The 21,208-nt window shown below is 59.8% G+C and carries 20 protein-coding genes and 5 pseudogenes; 9 read left to right on the forward strand and 16 right to left on the reverse strand.

The genetic code is table 11. The annotated features are described in order from the left end of the window. Nucleotides 1-80: 80 nt before the first annotated feature. Nucleotides 81-1,175 carry an alkene reductase gene (locus tag ACVIJ6_RS20670; RefSeq protein ID WP_456774198.1) on the reverse strand — a complete coding sequence of 365 codons (1,095 nt, stop codon included), beginning with the start codon at nt 1,173-1,175 and terminating at the stop codon, nt 81-83. Nucleotides 1,176-1,234: 59 nt separating this feature from the next. Then, complete coding sequence (locus ACVIJ6_RS20675; protein WP_456774199.1) at nt 1,235-2,023, reverse strand: SDR family NAD(P)-dependent oxidoreductase; 789 nt, start codon at nt 2,021-2,023, stop codon at nt 1,235-1,237. Between the two features lie 109 nt (nt 2,024-2,132). On the opposite strand from ACVIJ6_RS20675, the gene ACVIJ6_RS20680 reads away from it, so the two are divergent. The 3 genes from ACVIJ6_RS20680 to ACVIJ6_RS20690 all read left to right on the forward strand — a co-directional run bounded on the left by ACVIJ6_RS20680 (nt 2,133) and on the right by ACVIJ6_RS20690 (nt 4,534). Beyond that, nucleotides 2,133-2,696, forward strand: a complete 564-nt coding sequence (locus ACVIJ6_RS20680) for a TetR/AcrR family transcriptional regulator (protein ID WP_456777040.1) — start codon at nt 2,133-2,135, stop codon at nt 2,694-2,696. A gap of 226 nt (nt 2,697-2,922) precedes the next feature. After that, a complete protein-coding gene (locus tag ACVIJ6_RS20685) occupies nt 2,923-4,128 on the forward strand; it encodes a multidrug effflux MFS transporter (RefSeq protein ID WP_456774200.1) in 1,206 nt (401 codons plus the stop codon). A gap of 337 nt (nt 4,129-4,465) precedes the next feature. Further along, on the forward strand, nt 4,466-4,534 hold the full coding sequence (locus tag ACVIJ6_RS20690; protein WP_456777041.1) for a hypothetical protein: 69 nt from the start codon (nt 4,466-4,468) through the stop codon (nt 4,532-4,534). Nucleotides 4,535-4,995: 461 nt separating this feature from the next. Here the strand turns inward: ACVIJ6_RS20690 and ACVIJ6_RS20695 are convergent, their stop codons facing one another. Continuing rightward, nucleotides 4,996-5,874: a phospholipase effector Tle1 domain-containing protein gene (locus ACVIJ6_RS20695; protein ID WP_456774201.1), complete on the reverse strand. Its 879-nt coding sequence runs from the start codon at nt 5,872-5,874 to the stop codon at nt 4,996-4,998. Here ACVIJ6_RS20695 and ACVIJ6_RS20700 point away from each other — a divergent pair. Then, a pseudogene (locus ACVIJ6_RS20700) lies at nt 5,867-6,315 on the forward strand (helix-turn-helix domain-containing protein); the annotation flags it as partial. The gene ACVIJ6_RS20695 and the pseudogene ACVIJ6_RS20700 sit on opposite strands and share 8 nt — an antisense overlap. A gap of 25 nt (nt 6,316-6,340) precedes the next feature. Here the strand turns inward: ACVIJ6_RS20700 and ACVIJ6_RS20705 are convergent. Further along, a complete protein-coding gene (locus ACVIJ6_RS20705) occupies nt 6,341-7,012 on the reverse strand; it encodes a GntR family transcriptional regulator (RefSeq protein ID WP_456774202.1) in 672 nt (223 codons plus the stop codon). Nucleotides 7,013-7,609: 597 nt separating this feature from the next. Between ACVIJ6_RS20705 and ACVIJ6_RS20710 the strand changes: the two are divergent. Then, nucleotides 7,610-7,705, forward strand: a pseudogene (locus tag ACVIJ6_RS20710) (transposase); the annotation flags it as partial. Then, nucleotides 7,704-8,198 (forward strand): annotated as a pseudogene (locus tag ACVIJ6_RS20715) (IS66 family transposase); the annotation flags it as partial. The pseudogenes ACVIJ6_RS20710 and ACVIJ6_RS20715, both read left to right, overlap by 2 nt. Here the strand turns inward: ACVIJ6_RS20715 and ACVIJ6_RS20720 are convergent. The 8 genes from ACVIJ6_RS20720 to ACVIJ6_RS20755 form a co-directional block, all read right to left on the reverse strand. Beyond that, on the reverse strand, nt 8,183-8,431 hold the full coding sequence (locus ACVIJ6_RS20720) for a transposase (RefSeq protein ID WP_456774203.1): 249 nt from the start codon (nt 8,429-8,431) through the stop codon (nt 8,183-8,185). The pseudogene ACVIJ6_RS20715 and the gene ACVIJ6_RS20720 overlap by 16 nt on opposite strands. An 87-nt stretch (nt 8,432-8,518) precedes the next feature. After that, nucleotides 8,519-9,400 carry a branched-chain amino acid aminotransferase gene (locus ACVIJ6_RS20725; RefSeq protein WP_456774204.1) on the reverse strand — a complete coding sequence of 294 codons (882 nt, stop codon included), beginning with the start codon at nt 9,398-9,400 and terminating at the stop codon, nt 8,519-8,521. A gap of 33 nt (nt 9,401-9,433) precedes the next feature. After that, nucleotides 9,434-10,801 (reverse strand): aspartate aminotransferase family protein, encoded by a 1,368-nt coding sequence (locus ACVIJ6_RS20730; protein WP_456774205.1) that lies wholly within the window; start codon nt 10,799-10,801, stop codon nt 9,434-9,436. Next, complete coding sequence (locus ACVIJ6_RS20735) at nt 10,792-11,163, reverse strand: RidA family protein (RefSeq protein ID WP_456774206.1); 372 nt, start codon at nt 11,161-11,163, stop codon at nt 10,792-10,794. The genes ACVIJ6_RS20730 and ACVIJ6_RS20735 overlap by 10 nt, the downstream gene beginning before the upstream one ends. 163 nt (nt 11,164-11,326) lie before the next feature. After that, nucleotides 11,327-12,211 carry a DMT family transporter gene (locus ACVIJ6_RS20740; RefSeq protein WP_456774207.1) on the reverse strand — a complete coding sequence of 295 codons (885 nt, stop codon included), beginning with the start codon at nt 12,209-12,211 and terminating at the stop codon, nt 11,327-11,329. 111 nt (nt 12,212-12,322) lie between these two features. After that, nucleotides 12,323-13,123 carry a 2OG-Fe dioxygenase family protein gene (locus ACVIJ6_RS20745; RefSeq protein ID WP_456774208.1) on the reverse strand — a complete coding sequence of 267 codons (801 nt, stop codon included), beginning with the start codon at nt 13,121-13,123 and terminating at the stop codon, nt 12,323-12,325. A gap of 34 nt (nt 13,124-13,157) precedes the next feature. After that, the gene (locus ACVIJ6_RS20750) at nt 13,158-14,312 is read right to left on the reverse strand and encodes a hypothetical protein (protein ID WP_456774209.1); all 1,155 of its coding nucleotides are present in this window, start codon (nt 14,310-14,312) and stop codon (nt 13,158-13,160) included. Nucleotides 14,313-14,384: 72 nt separating this feature from the next. Then, nucleotides 14,385-15,152 carry a HalD/BesD family halogenase gene (locus tag ACVIJ6_RS20755; RefSeq protein ID WP_456774210.1) on the reverse strand — a complete coding sequence of 256 codons (768 nt, stop codon included), beginning with the start codon at nt 15,150-15,152 and terminating at the stop codon, nt 14,385-14,387. Nucleotides 15,153-15,541: 389 nt separating this feature from the next. Here ACVIJ6_RS20755 and ACVIJ6_RS20760 point away from each other — a divergent pair, with 389 nt between their 5' ends. Both ACVIJ6_RS20760 and ACVIJ6_RS20765 read left to right on the forward strand, forming a co-directional pair. Then, complete coding sequence (locus ACVIJ6_RS20760; protein ID WP_456774211.1) at nt 15,542-16,801, forward strand: cation:proton antiporter; 1,260 nt, start codon at nt 15,542-15,544, stop codon at nt 16,799-16,801. Nucleotides 16,802-17,106: 305 nt separating this feature from the next. Next, on the forward strand, nt 17,107-17,607 hold the full coding sequence (locus ACVIJ6_RS20765; RefSeq protein ID WP_456774212.1) for a hypothetical protein: 501 nt from the start codon (nt 17,107-17,109) through the stop codon (nt 17,605-17,607). On the opposite strand, the pseudogene ACVIJ6_RS20770 reads toward ACVIJ6_RS20765, so the two are convergent. The 3 genes and pseudogenes from ACVIJ6_RS20770 to ACVIJ6_RS20780 all read right to left on the reverse strand — a co-directional run. Beyond that, nucleotides 17,580-17,894 (reverse strand): annotated as a pseudogene (locus ACVIJ6_RS20770) (IS91 family transposase); the annotation flags it as partial. The gene ACVIJ6_RS20765 and the pseudogene ACVIJ6_RS20770 overlap by 28 nt on opposite strands. A 12-nt stretch (nt 17,895-17,906) precedes the next feature. Further along, entirely contained in the window at nt 17,907-18,323 is a 417-nt protein-coding gene (locus ACVIJ6_RS20775; RefSeq protein ID WP_456777042.1) for a tyrosine-type recombinase/integrase, read from the reverse strand. Between the two features lie 174 nt (nt 18,324-18,497). Further along, a pseudogene (locus ACVIJ6_RS20780) lies at nt 18,498-18,737 on the reverse strand (phage integrase N-terminal SAM-like domain-containing protein); the annotation flags it as partial. 1,476 nt (nt 18,738-20,213) lie between these two features. Between ACVIJ6_RS20780 and ACVIJ6_RS20785 the strand changes: the two are divergent. Continuing rightward, entirely contained in the window at nt 20,214-20,549 is a 336-nt protein-coding gene (locus tag ACVIJ6_RS20785; protein WP_456774213.1) for an HPF/RaiA family ribosome-associated protein, read from the forward strand. A 354-nt stretch (nt 20,550-20,903) separates the two neighbouring features. Here the strand turns inward: ACVIJ6_RS20785 and ACVIJ6_RS20790 are convergent, their stop codons facing one another. Next, the gene (locus tag ACVIJ6_RS20790) at nt 20,904-21,116 is read right to left on the reverse strand and encodes a hypothetical protein (RefSeq protein ID WP_456774214.1); all 213 of its coding nucleotides are present in this window, start codon (nt 21,114-21,116) and stop codon (nt 20,904-20,906) included. Between the last annotated feature and the right edge of the window lie 92 nt (nt 21,117-21,208).

The raw sequence follows: 21,208 nt of genomic DNA on the forward strand, positions 1-21,208 counted from the left end.
TACGCCCGCCTCCGGTTGGAGACGTCATCGCAGACAGCGCAAAAGGGTTGGCGCCGCACCGCAACGTGGCGCCGAAGCTGTCAGTGGCCACCGGCCGGGGTGATGGTGGGATAATCGGTATATCCCTTGGCGCCGCCGCCGTAGAGCGTGGCAGGATCGATCTGCGCCAGCGGTGCGCCGGTTTGCAGCCGCTTCACCAGGTCGGGATTGGCGATGAACGGCCGGCCGAAGGCGAACAGGTCTGCCTTGCCTTCGGCGAGCCGTGACGCCGCGAGTTCCAGATCGTAGCCGTTGTTGGCGATGTAGCTGTTCTTGAAGCGGCGGCGGAGTGATCCGAAATCGAACGGCGCAACATCGCGCGGCCCGCCGGTAGCGCCTTCCACGACGTGGATATAGGCGATGCCAAGCTTGTCCAACTGCTCGACGACGTAGTCGAACTGCGATTGCTCTTGATCCGAGATGATGATGCCGCTGGCCGGCGAGACCGGTGAGAGACGAACGCCGACGCGATCCGCACCAATCTGCTTCGAGACGACGTCGGTCACCTCCAGCAGCAGGCGGGCGCGGTTCTCGATCGAGCCACCATAGGCGTCGGTTCGGACGTTCGCCGTCTCGCGGAGAAACTGGTCGAGCAGATACCCGTTGGCTCCATGCACTTCGATCCCGTCGAACCCGGCCGCGATCGCATTGGCGGCGGCCTGGCGGAAGGAGTCGACGATGGCGGGGATCTCGTCGGCCTCCAGCGCGCGCGGTTCCGAGACGTCGACAAAGCCGTTATTGACGAAGGTCTTCGTTCGTGCGCGGATCGCCGACGGAGCGACCGGCGGCTTTCCGCCAAGCAGGTCGACATGGCTGATGCGGCCAACATGCCACAGCTGGACGAAGATGCGTCCGTCGCTGGCATGGACCGCATCGGTCACATTCCGCCAGCCAGCGATCTGCTCCGGCGTGTAGAGGCCAGGCGTGTCCTGATAGCCTTGTGCCTGCTCCGAGACCTGGGTGGCCTCCGTGATGATGAGTCCGGCGCTTGCCCGCTGCGCATAATACTCCGCGGCGAACGCGCCGGGCACGAGACCCGAGCCTGCACGGTTCCGGGTCAGCGGCGCCATGACGATGCGGTTGGCGAGAGTCAGAGAGCCAAGTTGATATGGCGCGAAGAGAGCTTGAGTGGTCATGCTGCGCTGATCTTTCGTGCGACTGGGGCTATCGGTCAGAACATTGTTTCTGCGCGTGCTCAGACGGCCGTCCGATAGCGCGCTGCCGCGTGCTCCTGGCGCGTGTTCGGCAGCATGGCCTGGCGTGCCGCCTGATAGGCCGTCCACTGTTCGACGTCGGGCAGGGGCGGAATCGTCACCGGTTCGCGCCGGTCGAAGCCCACCAGCGCCGCATCAACCAGTTCATCGACGTCCATCACGCCGGCCATGGCGCTGACATCGGCACCCGCATGCTGCCAGATTTCGGTGCGCGTGGCGGCGGGAAGGACGGCCTGGACGTAGACGCCCTTCGGGCCGAGCTCGAGGCTGAGCCCTTGCGACAGGAACAGCACGAACGCCTTGGTCGCACCGTAGACGGTCATGGCGAATTCAGGCGCCAGTCCGACCACCGAGCCGATATTGATTATCGCCCCTTCGCCGGCCTGCGCGAAGCGAGGCGCGACGGCGCTGGCGAGCCGCAGCGGGGCCGTGGTGTTGAGGGCGACGAGCCGTGCCACATCGTCCGTGGACTGCTCGACGAAGCTGCCGCCAAGGGCGGTTCCGGCGTTGTTGAGGAGGATGCCGATCCGCGCATCGTCGCGCAGCCGCGCCTCGACCACAGCAAGTTCGGCGGGCTGAGTCAGATCGGCCTGGATGATGTCGATCGCCACATCCGTTTCCCTCCGTAAGCGCGTGGCCAGTGCCTCCATGCGCGCGTGGTCCCGTGCGACCAGCACGAGGTCATGGCCGCGGCGTGCGAAGCGACCGGCATAAGTGGCGCCGATGCCCGTGGAGGCTCCGGTCACAAGAACTGAGGGAATGGCAGCCATGGGATTGCTCTCTGCTCCGTTGAAACCTATATTCATGATGGTTGTCATGATTGACTAAATATGATGATCATCATGATTATGTCAATGAGGTTCGGTGGAGAAATTTGAAATGAAGGTCAGCCGAGAGCAGATGGCGGAAAATCGCCGTCGGATCCTCGAGGTCGCCAGCAGACTGTTCCGCGAGAAGGGCTTTGACGCCGTCAGCGTCTCTGAAGTGATGAAGGCCGCCGGGCTCACGCATGGCGGCTTCTATGGACATTTCAGCTCGAAGGACGATCTCGTCGCGCAGACCCTGGCCCACGTGCTGGCCGCTGACGCGAGTGAAGGCGGCAACTTTAGCCGGTACTTGGATGCTTATCTATCGCCTCGGCATCGCGACGATCCCGCCGGTGGCTGCCCGACGGCGGGGCTTGCCGCCGCCATCCGCCATCAGACCCCGGCTGCGCGCTCGGCCATGACCGAGGGTCTGCGGTCGCAGATCAGCCGCATCGAGAGGGCACTCCCAGAATCGGACCCGGCAGGCAGACGTCGCGCGGCCATCGGAAGCTGGGCAGCGATGGTGGGAGCCGTCATCCTCGCCCGCGCGATCGATGACTCCGCTCTCTCGGACGAGATCCTGGAGCAGACGCGAGCGTGGCTTGACGCTGGGATCAAGCAAATGCCCGTCGCTTGATCGCGATGCGTTTCGACCGGGTTGGTGTTCGAGCGCGTGTCCCCTACGTGACCCGCCTGCTACGTGTCGCGACAGGCCATCGCTTTGCGAGCGCCCAGATGACGCGTTTCTGCGAGCTGCGCGGCTTGGAAATGGTGACCGACAGGACAGGGGAGCATGCGCATGGTAGCGCTTGCAGATGGGCTATTTGTATGATGTTTATCATATATAAAGATGGAAGCGGCTCGTGGCTGACAAAGTTCAAATTCGTCCGATCGCACCGGGCGTGCCGCTCGGACTTCAGGTCGCCGTTCTTGCCGCGCTGTCCGCGAGCGGCACGCTCGCCACCAACATTCTGCTGCCGTCGCTGCCGAGCATTGCGATTGCGGTGGGTGTCTCCAGTGCACAGGTCACGGCAGCGATCACCCTGTTCCTCGCGATGTTCGCGTTCGGGCAGCTCGTCGTCGGTCCGATGTCGGATCGCTTCGGCCGGCGCGGACCCGTCTTGATGGGTTTTGCGGTGTTCTTCGCAGGCAGCATCTGGTGTGCATTGGCGAACGATCTGCCGGCACTGTTGATCGGCCGCGTCGTGCAGGCCGGTGGTGCATGCGCCACGTCGGTTCTTTCCCGAGCCATCGCGAGAGATCTCTTCGAGGGTGACAAGCTCGCCCGCGTACTTACCTTTGTCATGATTGCGATGGCTGCGGCGCCTGGATTCTCGCCGCTGGTCGGTGGCGCGCTGGATCATTTTTTCGGCTGGCGTTCAGCCTTCATCTTCGTCGCAATCTTCGCCGCAGTGGCGGCCACGGCATTCCTGGCCGCCTTCGGGGAAACGCACCACGCGCCACGCGCCAAGTTCGATGCATCGACGATCGCCAGGAACTACTTGTCGCTTTCGACCGACCGTCGCTTCGTCGTTCCTGCCGGGGCCGTCAGCCTCATCCTGGGTGCGCTGTTTGCAATGTTCTCGGCATTGCCACGTGTCTTGATCGAGGGCCTCGGCTTCACACCCATGCAACTCGGCCTGTTCTTCGCAGGCACGGTCATCATCGTCTTCAGCGCAGGCATTATCGCGACGAGAATCGTTTCGCATCTCGGTCTCGACCGGGCGATTGTTCTTGGCCTCGCGCTCGCCTGTGTCGGCGCCGGCATGGTGCTGCTGCTTGCAGTGTTCGACGGGCGCTTCCTGCCATTTCTTGGCGGCGTATGCGTGTTCCTCCTGGGAATGGGCATGGTCAATCCGCTCTGCAGTGCGAAGGCACTTTCGCCCTTCGGGGATCGCGCGGGTGCAGCCTCGGCGCTGTTGGGTTTCTGGCAGATGTTGGCCGCGGCGCTGGGGGTTGCGCTCGCGGCGGTAATCACAAAGAATCCGATGACCGGGCTTGGTCTTGTGCTAGCGCTCGCCTCCATCCTCGCTTCGGCAGTCTTCCAAGTTCGGTTAAGAGGCGTTTGATCCCGCTAAGGTCGTGTGTCGCCCTGCTGGTGCGGTAGCTCCCAAGGCTGGACAAGGTCGGCCATGAAGTGGGAAGTGTAGCACCGCGGCTGCACAGTGAGCTCTTGTCTCTGCCGCAGGGTGAAAGCTCTGGAGAGGGCTGTCTGGCATAGTTCGACGACGAAAGATTGGCTGAGACGATCCCGACGAAGGTGGACCATGCCATCTTTCGACATAGTGTTAGCAGAAGAGACGTTCAGGCGAACACTTTCTCGCACCATTGGTAATTCAGAGCATCGAGCCACCAGCATGCACCACTCGGGCAGCTAGAGGTCTGCCAGACTGGTCTCAAGCTGAATTGGCCGCTCGCTCCAATCTGAGCGAGAGTACTATTTGCGATTTCGAGCAAGGACGCAGACTCCCTTAACAACCTGACGGCGATCACGTGCCCTAGAGGTGGCCGGGGTCGAATTCACTGACGGCGACAAACCCGGAGTGCGCTTGACCCGCTAAGGACAACTCAAGACATAGTGTCGGTGGCCATCGCGCTACACATCCGGCATTCCGACAAGAGGACATTCAATCGCGGAGTCAATGCAAGTCTGAGGACATAAGTGTCGGAATGAACGTTGATCTTACTACGAAATCATATGTCTCTTAGTCAGCGGGTCCTAGGTTCGAGCCCTAGTGCGCCCACCATATAAATTAAGACCTTAGCGAGAAACCGTTTGAGAGAGCCGAACCAGAGCGGTTTTTTCAAACGGTGTTTTAAGCGGCCGGTTGGCTCGTCCGCTCTCGGCATTGTGATCTGTGTCAACGCAGCTGATTCTCGGGCGACTTGCTTAGAGCCGCCCCACACGGCCTGCATTCTCCCGCTTCTGTTCAATGTCATCGGCGAGGCATTGGCCCGGTTGCGCCGCGCTTCCGTCGAACTAGCGCTTGAAGTCGACGTGGACCCTCATGTTGTCCGGGCGGTAGGCGCGCCATGCGATCGGAAAGGAGAACGGACGCGGCCTCGAAACGCCGATAGACCGATTTGTGTATCGGTGATCTCGATTCTTCCGTCTCGGAATCGATCGGCAGGTCAAGAACTCCGGCCTTGAGGACGTCTCCCGCCTGCTCATTGTGCTGGGGGCCGGCGGGATCGGGCGACAGCCGCAGCACACTGCCGTCGTGTTTCAGCCCGTTCAAAATGAGTGAAGCTCCGGCGAGCAGCCAGTTCAGCGCGACGTCTGAGAGCCGAGCCTCATTCTCGAGATAGCCGCCGCCCACATCGGCGTGCGCGCCCGGAAACCAGACCTGCTCGAAGTAAAGATTGCCGTGCGCGTCGCGTTGATCCTGCTTCTCGGCTGTCGGGGACCAGCCGACGCGCTTGAAGTCGGCGCGGTTCTCGTCAATCGAGATCGCATGTTTAGCGTAGCCGACGTACCTCGACACAGAGGTTTTGACGGGTTGATCGGGGTCGTGCAAGACCGGCAGGTCTTCGGGCGCGACGAGGACTTGGATGCTGCGTGATGCGCCCGGGGTCCTGCGAATGAATCCGGCGCGCTCAAGTGTGAGGATCATCTGGTGCACGGTCGGCGGCGTGACGCCGAAATAGCGCTGGATGTCGCGCTCGGCCGGCGGCTGCCGATTGACGCTTGTGTAGGCGTCGATGAACGCCAGATACTGGCCCTGCTTGGGAGCGAAGCCGGGCGCAACTTTGCCAGACATTTGATTCATCGGTCGATGCAGCTCGGCCTCCAGGACGGAGGCCGCGATGAACATACGCTATCATGTCGATCTGAGCAGCGCCGAGCGGGCGGAACTGGGGCTCCTGTTGGCCGGCGGCAGCCAGGCGGGCGTAAGCTCAAGCGGGCGCAGATCCTGCTGGCAGCCGATGCGGGGATGAGCGACGACGACATTGCCACCAGCGAAGGCGTCGGTCATTCGACGGTGTATCGGACCCGACGGCGTTGCGTCGAAGGCAATCTGACTGCCGCCGTGAGTGAGGAGGCACGGGCCGGCGCGGAACGCAAGCTCACCGACAAGCAGGAAGCCCTGCTGGTGGCCACCGCCTGCTCGAGCCCGCCTGCGGGTCGGGCGCGTTGGACGCTGGAGCTTCTGGCCGACGAGATGGTCAGGTTGACGTCCCACGAGGGGCTGTCGCGCGAGACGGTTCGGCGGCGCCTGGCGGAGAACGATCTCAAGCCATGGCGCAGGCGCGTCGGAATAACGTTTCGGGGCGCGACAATTATCTCAAAACTCGAACGAGCGCTTCTTTCACCAAACCATCGAGCCGACTGCGCGTACTAGCGAACAGTTTATCTATTACGTCGATAGCACGTCCAGATCCATCCTCCTGAATCAAAATCGGATACGCTTTCGCTCGACTCCTACACATTTCATATTGTTCGAGTTCGATGCTTCTGATGAAGTGAGTGCGATCGCAAAAATTCCTTATCACCCGTAAGAACTCAGCGTTTCCCGATCCGGAAGCTATCTCTACGTATGTATCTTCAATATGGCTGGCGATGATCGTCGCTGACCGGCAGGTCACCGCTTCATCAAAGTGCTCGTTCGACGGCTCAAGCAGCCGAAGAAATTTGTCGCGAACGTTTCGTTCCTCAGCGGCATTTTGGAGACAAACGCTGAGAATCAAAAAAGCAAGGTCATACAACATCATCTGCTCAATCGCATTCGGCATTTTTGGAAAGAAGCCGCGACCGGGAAGAAATGTTACCAAAGACTCTGCATTTAATCGTATCAGCGCTTCGCGAACAGGTGTTACGCTCACGCCCAACCGTTCAGCCAGTTTGGTCAAGTTCAGATGTTCGCCCAATCGAAAACGATAGTTGGTGATCAGCTCTTTCAGATCTGAATAGGTGTCGCTGGATCTGCGAATATCACTGACCCGCTTATCCATTTCCTTGCCCCTACAATTCAAGGTGCATCGATACCTCGAAAGACAATTTTTAATTGTGGCGTATTTTGGGTTTTTGTCCCTACCGGATCTGGTAGAAGTTCGCTTACCTCTTGGATCAATTGTTTCCGTTGCGCTCTAACCAAGACGTTGACTGACGTAAGTCTCAAACCCATCGCGGCGTAGTCCGCTTGGTCGAAGATGAAGTTTCCATGTGGCGCGTCATAAAGGGACGTCTCGGTACCAATCAGAAGATGATTGTGACTAGCCGTGTTGGTGTCGTAACAGGCGGGTCCGGCCGGCATGGGAATGGCGTGCAGCAGCCCAAACTCCGCAAAATCGTGCAAACGAATTGTATAGCGTTGCTAATGACATCCTGGTCTTGCCTGACGACATGACTTGAGCCTCCAGTTGCTCTGCAGAAACATGTAGATCGCGACTGCAAGAGAGCAGCCCAGCCAAGATGAGTCGTGGCCTTGTCGGCCTAAACCCATTTAGGCGCAAGAAGTTCGTGGACGACGTGGCTCGGAGCGATCGGTGACCTTGCTCCGCGGGCTTAATCCAGCTTGAAGTTCGTTCTGGCCCAGCGAGGACCAGAGCATGAAGCGCAGCCGCTTTACGGAAGAGCAGATCATCGGGATTTTGAAGGAGCACGAGACTGGCGTTCCGGTCGCCGATCTGTGCTGCAAGCATGGCGCGGATCGCCGCCCTTTATGGCATCGAGAAGACGATCAGCGACCGCAGCGCCGAGGAGCGGCGCTTGATGCGCCAGGAGCGCAGCAAGCCCGTCGTGCTGGCGCTCAAGGCTTGGTTCGAGTTGCAGCTCACCCACGTCTCCGGCAAGGCGAAAATCGCCGAGCACATCCGCTACACCTGGAATCACTGGGACGGGCTCACGCGGTTCCTCGGCGAGGGCCGCATCGAGCTCGACACCAACATCGTCGAGCGAAGCATCCACCCCCTCGTTCTGAACCGCAAGAATGCACTCTTTGCGGGACATGACCAGGGCGCGGAGAACTGGGCCTGCATCGCTTCGCTGATCGAGACCTGCAAGCTGTGCGGCGTCGAGCCGCAGGCCTATCTCACCAACCTCCTCAGCAGGCTGGTCAATCTTTGGCCGGCCTTGCGCCTCGACGAGCTCATGCCTTGGGTCTGGGCCAAACAGCACGCTGGTCAGTTCGCCGCCTGACGCCGAGATCTCGACCGTTCCGGCGAGCCCCCTTGCCGTCGACCGGTGTCACGATCGCGGGCGGCCTTGCGCCAAACCGACGGCTGCGATGGCGACAGAGCATGGCGACGCGCGACCTCCAAAATGACCGCGCCGGGCGCCATCGAATCGGCCACGATCAGCGCCTTGCTCTCCTCGCTCCACCGGCGGCGCCTGAGCTCAACAGGTGACGCCTCGACTGCATGTTCGATCATCGGCGAAAACCGTCATCTCAAAGACGGAACGCATATTGCCGGTCAACCCGTCAGCAACAAAGGTGGGGGAAGATGATCGCTTACCATTCAGGTCACCGTGACAGAGATTGTCTCAAGCTCATGCGAAAGCGCGGGGGAAGCGAGCGCGTAGTCCCAATAGAGCTGACGAGCCATCTTCGTTACAGGTCCGACGTCAAACTTCTTATCGGCAAGCCGGCGTAAGGGGACAACCTTGCCGAAATTTCCTGTTGAGAATATCTCGTCGGCACGTTTGAGTTGCTCAAAGCTCGCGGTCGTTTCCGTGACAGGTAGTCCGACATGTTTGAGCAGAGAGATCACGCGCTGCCTAGTTATTCCGTTTAAGAAGGAGCCATTCGTTCTCGGGGTAAATAGCTGTCCATCGGAGACAAAGAACAAATTTGCGGTAGCAAATTCAGCGACGTTGCCGAGGTGATCGAGAACGACTGCGTTGTCGAATCCATCGGCGCGCGCAATCCGCAAAGCGCGCGCCGTCGCCGGGTAGAGGCACGCAGCTTTTGCCTCGGTCGGTGCCGATTCTGGCGATGGCCGTCTCACGGGCGACGCACAAGCGCTAAAGCCGTCAAATGCGGGGAGCGGCGATCGTTGCAGGACGAGCCCGAACTGGGTGCTCTCCGGAGTTGGAACGGCCCAGCCTTCCGAAGCCCAAAACATTGGCCGAATGTAGAGGGCGGTATTGGCCGGAAATCGCTTCACGCCTTCTCGAATGAGCGCTGCAATGCTGTCGGCGGATCGCGTCGGCACAAGCCCCAGGGTCTTGGCTGAGCCGATCAATCTCGCGCAATGCCGATCGACATCGGGGACGACGTTCTCGAACGCTCGAGCGCCATCAAACACGGTCGACGCCATCCACAGCGCATGATCGCGAACCCTGACCGTGGGACAATCGTCGAATATCCAGCCATCATTCGCAAACGTCAGCATATCCATGATGCAACTCCACGGTTGATGAGCAGATTTCGACTACATTCGGGCAGCCTTCGCGTCCGCGGTCGCATCATCGATCGCGGGAAAGAGGATGTCGATGATCCGATCGATGTCGGACTGAGTGACAATGAACGGAGGTGCAAGGAGAATATGATCGCCCCGCTGCCCATCTATCGTTCCTCCGCCAGGGTAGCAAATCAGCCCTCGTCGGAACGCGGCCTGCTTGACGCGTGCGTGCAGCTTCAGCTTCGGATCAAAGGGCTCCTTGCTGCAGCGATCCGCCACCAGCTCGATCCCGACTAACAGTCCTCTTCCTCTGATGTCGCCCACGAACGGATGTTGGCCCAGCCGGGTCTTCAGCTCGCTTATCAGGTGCTGTCCCTGCCGCACCACGTTGGTTAGCACATCGCGTTCGCGGATCTTTCTTTGAACAGCCAGAGCCGCCGCACATCCGACCGGGTGTCCCATGTAGGTTTGCCCGTGATGGAACACTCGGTCGTTATGCTCGAATACATCGTAGATCCGATCGGAGACGACGACCGCCGCAAGTGGCTGATATCCCGCAGCGAGACCCTTGGCGACACAGATCAGGTCCGGCGTGACACCCTCATCGTGACAAGCGAAGACGCTACCCGTGCGTCCCATCCCGCACATCACTTCATCGAGGATGAGCAGAACGTTGTACCGATCGCATATTTCTTGAATGCGATTAAAATAGCCCCTGACAGCTGGAACTGCACCGGACGTAGCGCCGACGATGGTCTCCGCAACAAACGCAGCAACATTTTCCGGACCTAAACGGAGGATTTCTGTCTCGAGCGCATCTGCCGCGCGGAGGCCATATGCATCCTCAGTCTCGCCGGCACTCATCAGTCGATACGAATAGCAGGGCGGAATGAAACTACATTGCATGGTGAGCGGCTCATACAACCGCCGTCTCCATTCCACGCCGCCCAGCCCGATCGCGCCAAGGGTTGCTCCATGATAGCTTTGATGACGCGCGATGAACTTTGTCTTCGATGGCAAGCCGGACTGTATGAAGTATTGGCGTGCCATCTTCAGCGACGCTTCCACCGCTTCAGACCCGCTACCGGTGAAATAGACCTTGCCAAAGCCGGTGGGCGCTCCCTCTATGATCAAATCCGCCAAGGCTTCCGCTGCAAACGACGTGAAGTAGCTCGTGTGTGCGAAGGAGATCTGGTCGACTTGCTCCTTAATGGCCCTGATTACCTCGGCATCGCTATGGCCGAGACAAGACACCGCCGGGCCGCCAGAGGCGTCCAGGTATCGACGTCCTTCGACATCGATGACGTAGATGCCATCCCCGCGACTAACAGTCGGCAAAGAACTCCCGATCTGTCTCGGAAATACGTTTGACGGTTTCGAGACCGCACTCACTCGCATGGATGGCTCCCCTTTTGGCGGACACGCTCGTTGTCACGAACTGCGACGCCGTACAGTCTCACTTTGGCTTTCAGCGGAAGCGCCGACACCTGAAGCACAGCGCGCGCGGGACGTGGCGGCTTCGAGAACACATGGTGGAATTCGGCGTTGACCGCCGGAAGATCACCCATCTCGGTCAACGCGATATCCACGAATACGAGGTCGGACTTTGAAAATCCTCCGGCTGCGAGTACAGCCAGAAGATTCTTGAAGGCCAGCCGAGCTTGCTTGCCGGCAGGGCCATGGACAAGCCGCCCTTCCGGGCTGATCGCCAACTGCCCGCCCGTATGGCAAATGGAACCGACGACAACCGCGTGGCTCACCCCGGCAAGGCTCGGCGGAACTCCATTTCCTGCGGTGACGAAAAGCCGCTGCTTCGAACGGCCGCCACAGGGATCCGACGGACGCACTTCACCAGTCCGGCGAGCCTTGTTCCTGATTGGCGGCCTTTTCTTCCCGGCGGATAGCATGGCAAGAGGCCTCGCTTCATTGGAGAGATTCCGGCTTCTGGATTCGGCTAAAGCGGCTCTCGACCGGGAGCAGGACTCCACCAAGGATCACTACAGAGCCAATCAGCGTGGACATCGGAGGGATCTCGCCGAACATGAGAGCGCCGAGCAGGGTTGCGAACACGAGGGACGAGTAAAAGAATGGCGCGATGAAGCTCGCCTCTCCCAATCGAGCGCCGCGTAAGACGCATTGCTGCCCGACCGCGGCTACGACTCCGATCGAAGCCAAGAGCAGCCACTGGACGCTGCTGGGCGCGGTCCACACCGGAACGGCGGCCGCCGCGCTCAGCGGCGCAGCGAGGAGGTTGCTGAGCAGGATGACGACCGTCGGCTTGTCGACCTCGCTTATCCACTTTACGCCGACGACTTCAACGCCCATCGAAAAGGCGGCGAGCAAGGCAAATAGCGCTGCGGGCTCGAACGCGCTCCCGGACGGGCGCGTAATGATGAGAACACCGGTAAATCCGACAATAGCCGCCAACCATCGCCGACCGTTGGGCTTTTCGCCGAGAAGGACGGCCGAAGCCGCAATGGCGAAAAATGGGCTCGTGAAGCCAATCGCCGTCGCGTCGCTCAAGCGCATTCTCTGCAGGGCGAAAAACATGAAGACGACCCCGAGATAGCCCGCCACGACCCTCACTGCGTATCGGACGAACATGCCTCGCGCAGGAAGGCGAACCTCTCGAAGCGCAAAGGGTAATAGGGCAGCCGCCGCAAACAGATATCGCGCAAACGTAACCTGCAACGGATGCAGGCCGCCGATAGCTCCCGTCGCAAACAGCAACTTCGCGAGTGCGTTCATTGAACTAAACAGGAGGCATGAGGAGATGATCCACAAAGCCGCCCGGAGATTGGCCGTCATGTCTGCTTCCTCTTCACCGGTCGCTAGATGCGCATATAACGGTAATTTAGCACCTCAGACAAGACCTTGGCTTTTGGCCACCTCCAGCGCGTCCCGACCTGGCCGGATCGCCTATTGCGGCAGATGGTGCATAGTAACCATCGGGGTAAAGTCGATGAGCATGATGCTTCGCTCCCCTCTGCTGCAATCCCTCGCTAGCTCGATCGGACTCACATAGTGGCTGACCTTGGGGTCGAAAATCGCGTACGATTCAAGAGGTGCGTGGAGTTCGAACTCAGCGAGCAATTCGTTATTGGAAACCTGCTCGCGGACCTTCCCTGCGGCCGACGGATAAGTGATGGCGTTGATGCCACCCTCGATTCCCTCTCGCTTCACCAGGTGGGCAAAAGTGAACGTTTCGCCATCCTGATGGAAACTATCAGGAGTCGAAAGCGCGCGGTGGTTCTCTGCATCGACTTGTAGTTTGATGAAGGATACGCCGACCTGCAGGGGATATCCCCAGAGCTCCTTGGTCCAGAATGTTCGGTCGAAATCCCACCATATCAGCCGACGAAGAAGTGGGTTGGCCTTCGTGGTCTCGGTGATCGATGGCAGAATCCGCCTTTCTCGAGAGAAGTGCGGATTATAAGGCCCCTGGAAATACTCGGTCGTCGGATGTCCATTCACGAGCGTCGTCGGAGGGATCCAATCAAAACTCGCATTCCATGGCAGCAAGATGCCGCGCGAATAGCTTCGGTACCGATTGTCCGACTGACCGTAGGGATCGCGAAGCAACGAACTGAATTCCTGCCTGATCTGATCCAGATGGCGATCGACGTCCAAATTCACATCGGCGGCCCCGATGACATACCGCTCGAAGCCGTGTTGCTCGAGGGGAGTCGTGGTCCGCATCGGTTGAGGATGATTCATCATGTTTCCATCTCCTCTTGTCAGCGAGAGCCTGCTGTCATGGCTGCGCGGGGGGGGGGGGGGCGAGCGCGCGCTCGAATGGATAAGCAGCCGACCGACCCTGGAACGAAATGATCTTTCTGTTGAGTACGATGCCGTTTTCGATCTCGATGGCGTTTCCGATGGTGCTGTTTTCGCGCCAGTGATTGGGGCCTGCTGCAACTGTCGAGACGTGCGGGACAAGAGCCTTGGATATTCCCCACGTTGCGGCATCCCAGTGATAGGCCGGCGTGTGGTCGACGGCGCACACCGTCATTTTGCCAATATTGAAAGTCGGTGTTTCGAACGTGGTGGTGCGCGAGAACGGGAATCCCATCCCAGGATCGCAGCTTATATCGACGATGAGACACGGGTGATCCAGTCGCGCGACCTCATCTTCGGTAACGAACATGACCGGCGATTCCGGATCCTGTCCGATGCAGTTGACGATGATATCCGCCGACCGGAGCTCCTCGACAAACCGACGCTCAATACCGTCCGGGTCGATCGTAATCGCTCCCCCCGCAGCGCTTGCCTCAAACCTCCGATAGCGCACACCCGGCAGTCGATTGTCGACCGTCTGGGAGGGGCGCTGCGTAAACACGGTGAGGTCCTTAAATCCCACGGACTGAAGCGCGATGGCTGCGCCGCGCCCGGCATACCCGTGGCCTATGATCACGGTCTTTCGGGCAGGACCAAAGCGGCCATCCAGACCTTTAGCGCCAAGCGCATGGAGTACCCCAGAGTAGCCGGCGAGCGCATTATTTTCGTGAAAAGTATGAAGTGGCCGACCATCGATGAAAGCTTCTTCGTACATAGCCTCCCATGTAATGACGGTCAGGCGTCGCCGGATTGCGATATCGGCGAGATCGCCATAGAGGACGAGATGCAGCCACCCCCACAAGGTCGCGCCTTCACGCATGGCGCGCAGATCTTCGGCCATCGGCTTGGCCAGAATAACAAGTTCGGCCTCACGCAAGATTTCGTCGCGCGTAGCAAATCCCCGGACGAACGGCTCAAGCTCCGCATCGCTGGAATTGAAGAGGTCTCCGTATCCCTTTTCAACGATCAGCCGCCGTTGAACGCCACCAGAAAGGCTGGGAAAGTGAAGTGGATGAAGAGGGGCTCGATGTTCGTTTTCGCGAAGCGACGATCCGATGAGGCCGATTTTCATGTTTTACCCTCGCCAAGGTTAACTGGCCGCGAGGCAAGGCAGACGCCTCACCTCGCGCACATCAGTTTCGCGTCAGGCAAACTCGTAGATCGCCTCCATCGTCTCGTGGGTCCGCGCCTTGTTGAGATCGTCCGGGCCAGCAAACGTAAAATTCAAAATGATCCGCACACAGTCGCGCTCGATCGGCGATGTCCGGTGCAGTGTCGTGTCGGTGCGGAAGAAATAGATATCCCCGCTGTCGTGGTGATAGCTGCGGATCGGATTCTCCGACAGAAAGCGATTGATCTGCGGATTCTTCTTGTCCCACGTCGTGTGCGGAACGCATTGCAACATTCCGCCGGCGTCCACTGATGGCGCCTCAACAATGAAGATGAGCGCATACTGATAGTCGCCCCAATGCCAGCCGTGAGTGTCGCCCGGCCTTTCCTGCTTCGTGATCGTCATCTGCTCCGGTTGATAATCGCAGTCTCGCACCGCATGTCCGGCGATATCGTCGAGCAACTTGCGCATCGGCTTGAGCGCGTAGAGTGCGGGGGCAAATTCGCCAAACTTGTTGATGTCAGCGTAATTGACTGTCGACATCTTGCGAGGCGTGTGCCCGGTCTGCTCCACGGTGAGGTCGATGCGACGAGCGGCGCTGTCGACGATCGACTTTACGTCCTTTTGCAACTCCGCCATGACGTGGCGCGGAAGCAGCTCTGTCAACCTGACGTAGCCGTCGCGAAGCAACTCGTTGCGCAGCCGCCAGACAGTATCCGGCGCAAATGCCTTCTGGTGGTGATGTTCGACGTCTCGGGCCACGTGTTCGAGCGGGTTCTTACGGTGGGCTTGGGTTGTCATTGCAGTCCTCACTGGTTGGCTGAGGGAGAGTGCGCTGGATGGCGCTCGCCCGTGGTGAAGCCGTCGATTGGGCGTTTGCGATGTCGGTAGGCCTAAGCTTGCCGGCACATCAATGTGAGTGATCCGCTTTGTCCGAAATGCGGCAATACGCAATATTCGAAATTATATTCGGGTTTATAATTGAGCATCAGCCCAATCTGCGACGTGACTGAATGATCTCGCGTGCGTAGTAACCATATATTGCAGCGAATATCGCCTGAAAATCGCAAATAGACACACTCGTCGACGTATTCTTCGCTTGATAGCTCGCACGCTCTTCTGCGCAGTGTCCAGTTGGAACGCTGATCCGAAATCAGCTTGCCGCCGGCCGTTCGAAAAGCGAGACTTCGATGTACAGCTCCGCAATACCGGCCAGCGCCTCGTTGCTATTGGGCGGCGGCATCACGATCGTCCTCTCCTATGTTCTCTGGAGAACAGTAAGACGTGTCGCGACGCTCGGCGTCGTGCAGATGCTCGTCTCAATAGCTATTGGGCCGGGTGTGCTCGGCGCATTTTGTCCTCAAGCGGTGGAGACTCTTTTCCCATCATCGGCCAGTGTCTTTGAGGCGCCAGGCTGGTTGGCGGTTGCTCTGTTTACTTTCGTTGCCGGAGGCCAGTCGCGGTTGTTCGATGGACAAGGCGAGGGGGGGCGTGCGCTCGCTATTGCCGCAGCCTCGCTCACGCTCCCCCTCGCGGCAGGTACCGCTCTGGGCCTCTGGTTCTATGAAAGCGTCCCCGCCCTCGTCGGCTCTGCCGGATACACTTGGACCTTCTCCGTCGGGATTGGACTTTGCATCGCGACCACGGCTCTGCCGGTGCTCGCACTGATCCTGAGCGACATGGGGCTGCTTGAAGTCAGAGCTGGACGCGAAGCGATTGTTGTCGCCGTGATCAGCGACGTAACGGTTTGGTGTATTCTTGGCATTGTCGTGAGCTCGTCGAAGGGGGCGGCCGCCAGCGGATCGCTCGGCTGGACATCTCTTGCTATCTTGTTGGCGCTCGCTCCGATTGCAATCGCGGCGGGGCTCTGGCGTCGGCGCCGGAACGGTATCGCCGTGGCAACGGATGCGTCCGCTCTGACGTGGTCCTTTGCGTCGCTCGTATTTGCAGGCGTACTGGCCGAAACAATTGGAATGCATTTTGCGATTGGCAGCTTCTTTGCCGGCCTACTTGTTCCGCGCGCCGTCTTTGAGCGAGCCGTGCTAATCTTTGAGCCGTTCTGTCTCCATGTGGCGCTGCCGTTTTTTTTCCTTTCAGTCAGCGCAAAGCTGACCCCGATCACCGAGTTCAACACCTTTTGGCTGTGCTTCGTCACAATGCTCGTCGTATCGATCTTGACCAAGTTTGCGGCTGCTTGCGGCGCATCTCTTTTGTTCAGAGCGGATCTTCGAGAGAGCTGCCTGATCGGCGCCCTCGCGCAATGCAAGGGCATGATGGAGATTGTTGCCCTCAAGATGCTGTACGACGCCCACATCATATCGTCGGACTGTCTCGCTCCGCTGCTCGCCATGGCAATGTTCACGACGTTCTGCTGCAAACCCTTCGCGATGCTTTTTCTTAGAGATCCGCAGGATGCCGGTACGGCGGTCTCCGCCGTCGCCGCAGAGTAGGGCCGAGCTGCAGCGGACAGAACTACAGGCTCAGCTCTCTGAAAAGCGCCCTCTAACGTTCATCAACTGCTGGCGAGACCACATGCTAAACCCCTATCAGGTACCCATGATCGCCTTGCCAAGTTCGAAATTGCGCGGTTCCGAACAGGCCCCGCGAGGAGCCCCGGACGCGTCTCGGCATGGGTATGCAGCGCCCGCGCGGTTGCCTCATGGCGCACTGCGCACAAATTTAGCTGGTCGGCGCGCTCCTCTCTCGGCATTGGCTCGCTCAAAGGCCGCCGCATCTGCTGCTGTCGGAGGGAATCGTGCCGCACCGCTTCCACGATGCGCGGCAAATCGTCCATCAGGCTGCGCACGGCTTTGAGATCGGCCTGTGCCTTGCGGCCATTCTCTGGTGCCACCCGGTAGGTCTTGCGTGCAGCTTGCCGTCGCTGCTTAGCGTGACGCTGGTCGCGCGGCGCATCCTCCTCGGTGACGATGCGTGGAGGGCGTCGCTCGATCACCTTGCCTTCATCATCCGTGATCTCGATAAGCTGCTGAGTCCCGGCGGCATGGGCAAGTTAACGCGCCATGCCGATCTCGTTGTCCCACCAAAAACCGTTGCGGAACGTACTGCGGTTCTGCGCGTTGCCGAGCACCGCCGCGATAGGACCCCAGTTATCCTCCTCCAACAGTCCGTCTGGCAGTGTTTTGAAGTAACGCAGCTCGGGGGCGTCGGCGGTGACGGCACCGCTTTCGGGGAGCTGGGCGCTCACATTCTCGACCGCCTTATTGTTGGAGGAGCCGGCTGCGTGAACACGACGTGAAAGTATGGCACCGGCAGCAGTGCCGCCTCGCGGTCGGCGAGCCACTGCTTCGCCGCGGCGCCCTGGCACTTTGGGCAGTTCCGGTTACGGCAGGAGTTGTAGGCGATGGACGTGTAGGCGCAGTCCTCGCAGCGCGCGACATGACCGCCAAGGGCTGCCGTGCGGCAGCTCTCGATCGCCGACATCACCTTCAATTGGTCGAGGCTGACATGGCCGGCATAGGCCTGACGCCATGCCGGACCATGGTCGCGGAAGATATCTGCGACCTCCAGAGCCGGACGAGACACGCCGGCCCTGCGTCAGCCGGGCGGCCGGGTCTCCTTCAGCTTGATCGCGATGTGCTCCAACGGGCTCATGACTTCGCTGATCGTCTTGGTGGCGACCCGGATATAGAGCGCGGTCGGATCGAGCTTGGCTTGATCGAGCAGCACCCGGATCACGCGCACATCGATGTTCAGCTCCAGGAGATGGGTAGCGAAGCTGTGCCTCAGGGTGTGCAGCGACACGCGCTTGTTGATCTCGGCCATTTGGGCGGCGGCATGACAGGCACGATTGAGCTGGCGTGTCGTCATCGGCTGCGCCGGATCACGCCCCGGGAATAGCCAGCCCTGGGGACGCGCTGCCTTCCACCAGATGCGCAGCAGGTCGAGCAGGCTCGGCGACAGCATGACGTTGCGGTCCTTGCCGTCCTTGCCTTGTTCGACACGGATGATCATGCTTGCTGTCGATATCGGAGATCTTGAGCGAGACGACCTCGTTGGCTCGCAGGCCGGCGCCACCGGCGGCTTGCGCGGCTCGTGGATGAAGTGGGTATGCTCGACGATCTCATGACGCCGCAGCGTAACCTTGAAGAAGAACCGCAAGGTCGAGACCGTCTGGTTGATGGTCGGTATGCCGACGCCGCGCGATGCCAGATGGAGCTGATAGCGGCGCACGTCCTCGAAGCTGGCCAGATCCGGCGATCGTCCGAGGAAGGCTGCGAAGTCCTTGACCCGCTGCACGTAGTCATGTTGGGTCTTGGGCGCGAATTTGCGGATTTCACGTCTTCGATCATGCGCCGCCGCAACGGGCTCATGGCCTCGTCGGTCATGGGGGGCTCCTGTCCGGGATGAAGGTTGCGAACCCCTCATCTCAAGACAGGACGCCTCGTTGCGCTATCCTCTCAGCCGCGCCGTCGGCTGTCGTGCCCTACCGCGTGAGCGGTTTAGTCCTATGGCCCAAGGCCGACGATATCACTCGTATTTCCGCTTTGGCCCGCTTTGGGGTGCAGTCCCTTGCTGACCTAAGCAAGATGCTCCTTGGCGATCGCGCGCTGCTCGGGTCGTTAATTCGCGGGTATCTCCGATCGACACTCGGATGGATGACGCCCGCTTTTTTTCCGAACCTAAGATCGCCCTGGACGTACCGGGAATCCGGACGCACTCCATAACTCGATCGGTGTAACCCGCAAGCATCGCCAGGCTGGCTACGCCTGAAGGGGCTTGAGGTCGTCGGATGATTGCGCCTGGCATCCGATGTCGTCAGGTGCAGCCATCGTGTAGTGGCTTCAGGGCGTCGCAATTCTCTGTTCGGCATGGGTTCATGCTCTTGGACTCCGATGAGCGGAATCCTGTCGAGGTCCCTCGCACTCTGTCGCCCGGAGAATCCGCGCGACGCGCGAGGCAGGTTCATATTGGTCTGAGAGAAACTGATTGATTGCTTAGAAGGCCTGCCACCGGTCCTTCTCCAGCAAAACCATGTGCGTGGCTTCTCCGATCTCGACCCATCGACGGTATGGAGCGTGTTTCAGCCGCAGGAGGAAATCCAGGGCCGAGGCGATGGGCACGTGCCGGTCCCATTCCGCGTGGACCAGGAGTACGGGCGCGCGAATGTCGCCGGCATCGTAGAGCGCCTCCCGGCAGCCCAATATTCGCGAATATCCGGAATCGGGCCGTCGACTGCACGCATGACCGGGGGGGGGGGACGTCACGCCGGCCGGCCGGTCGGTCATGAGCGAGATGTTCGCCCAGAGTTCAAATCCGCCCGCTGGGATCAGTCCGCGTTCGCTCTCGTCATGGTCCCAGTCAGGACGTCCAACTCGCAGGGCCCAACAAGGTGGGAGGAATGACGGCGCCACTCGTTCCGTCAATGAAATGGAATCTCATGCAGGCCGGGCAGCTGACGGTCTCGAATCGCGACAGACCCCTCGGCTGTTCGACGAAGGCGTCCACGTCTGTCCCCGTTTGGGGGCACCGAAACGTGATTGGATAATCCATCATCCATCTCCGGTTCAGGCTTGAAAAGCGGAAGTCGCCCTCATGGTGAGCATTATTGTCGGGCTCGACTGAGCAATATTGACCAGTCGAGCACCTCGGCCTCTGGCAGTCTGACCCTGCGCCTGACATTTGAGGTCAGCTGAGAGCGCCTCCGCGCGATACGCCGCGCAAAGATGCCGGTCGAGATCTATCTCCTGGACAGCTCCGTGGACGCCGCCAGCAGAGCAGCTCGCAAATGTTCGACTCCAGTTCGTCGAATTTGAAGTTCTGAGCACGAACGTGCCTGGAGCTGATCGTAACCTCGATTGCGCCATACGACGCTCGGCCTTCTATTCAAGCAAGGAGAGACAGATGCTGATCGATGTTCGGACCGACGGAAACATCAACGGCGGTGAGCAGCTGTCAAACGACGTGAAATCGTCTGTCCATGTGGTACTCCGGCGTTACGAGGATCGAGTCAGGCGGATCGATGTGCATCTCAGCGACCTGGTCGGTCACAAAGCCAGTCACGACGACAAAAGTTGCACGATCGAGGTCCATCGCGACGGCAGCGAACTCATTGTCGTTGCGCACCAGGACAGCTTCATGGAGCAGGCTGTTCGTGGCGCGGTTCATAAGTTGAAGAGGGCCCTTGATCATGCCTTCGCCAGAGAGGCGGAGCCAGATCATCGCCGGGATCGCCATTAAAGAACGGCAGGTCTCTCGGTGACGATTGTCGCGCGTGAGGCACTGCTCGTCAGTCATTAATTGGTGTGTTTAGGACGAGTGACGCCCAACGAATCTGCAAAGGCGCTGATGCAGGCAGCGGATCATGGAAAGCGCTGGCGAATGAAACGGCCCCAACCGGGGTAGTTGGGGCCGCCATTCATCGGATGCTATGGGGGATTCGCATCCGGTCGTTCTGGTCAAGCTTCCAGAGCCGCATTGGTTCCGGGAATTCATTCGGATCGATTGAAACGGAATTGATTTCGTAAAGCGTCGGTTGCGTCGTGGTAGCGGCGCGGCGCGTGCGGGGCGTTGCGATCGTGTCTGGCAGGGCTTTCAATCGATCTCAGAAGTCCCCACATAACGGTCTATGGCAGACTGGCAACCATCCATCACGCGCGATCCTCCTAAGACGAAGGCCGAGCTACGGGAGATCCTGGCGGAGGCAGTTCGCAATACAGGAACGAATGCTGGCAGTCGCGCATCGAGCGCCATGACCACCCAGCCGGAGACGGCCGGGGGACGACCAATCAGATGATCGGTCAGCATTGCGAATCCGCCGTACGGCACAGACGGACGTTCGTTGGCGCGCAGCGGCGGCCTGAACGCTCAGAAGGATAGGGCGATCGCTCGGTCGCCTC

The organism is Bradyrhizobium sp. USDA 4369 (assembly GCF_054056435.1).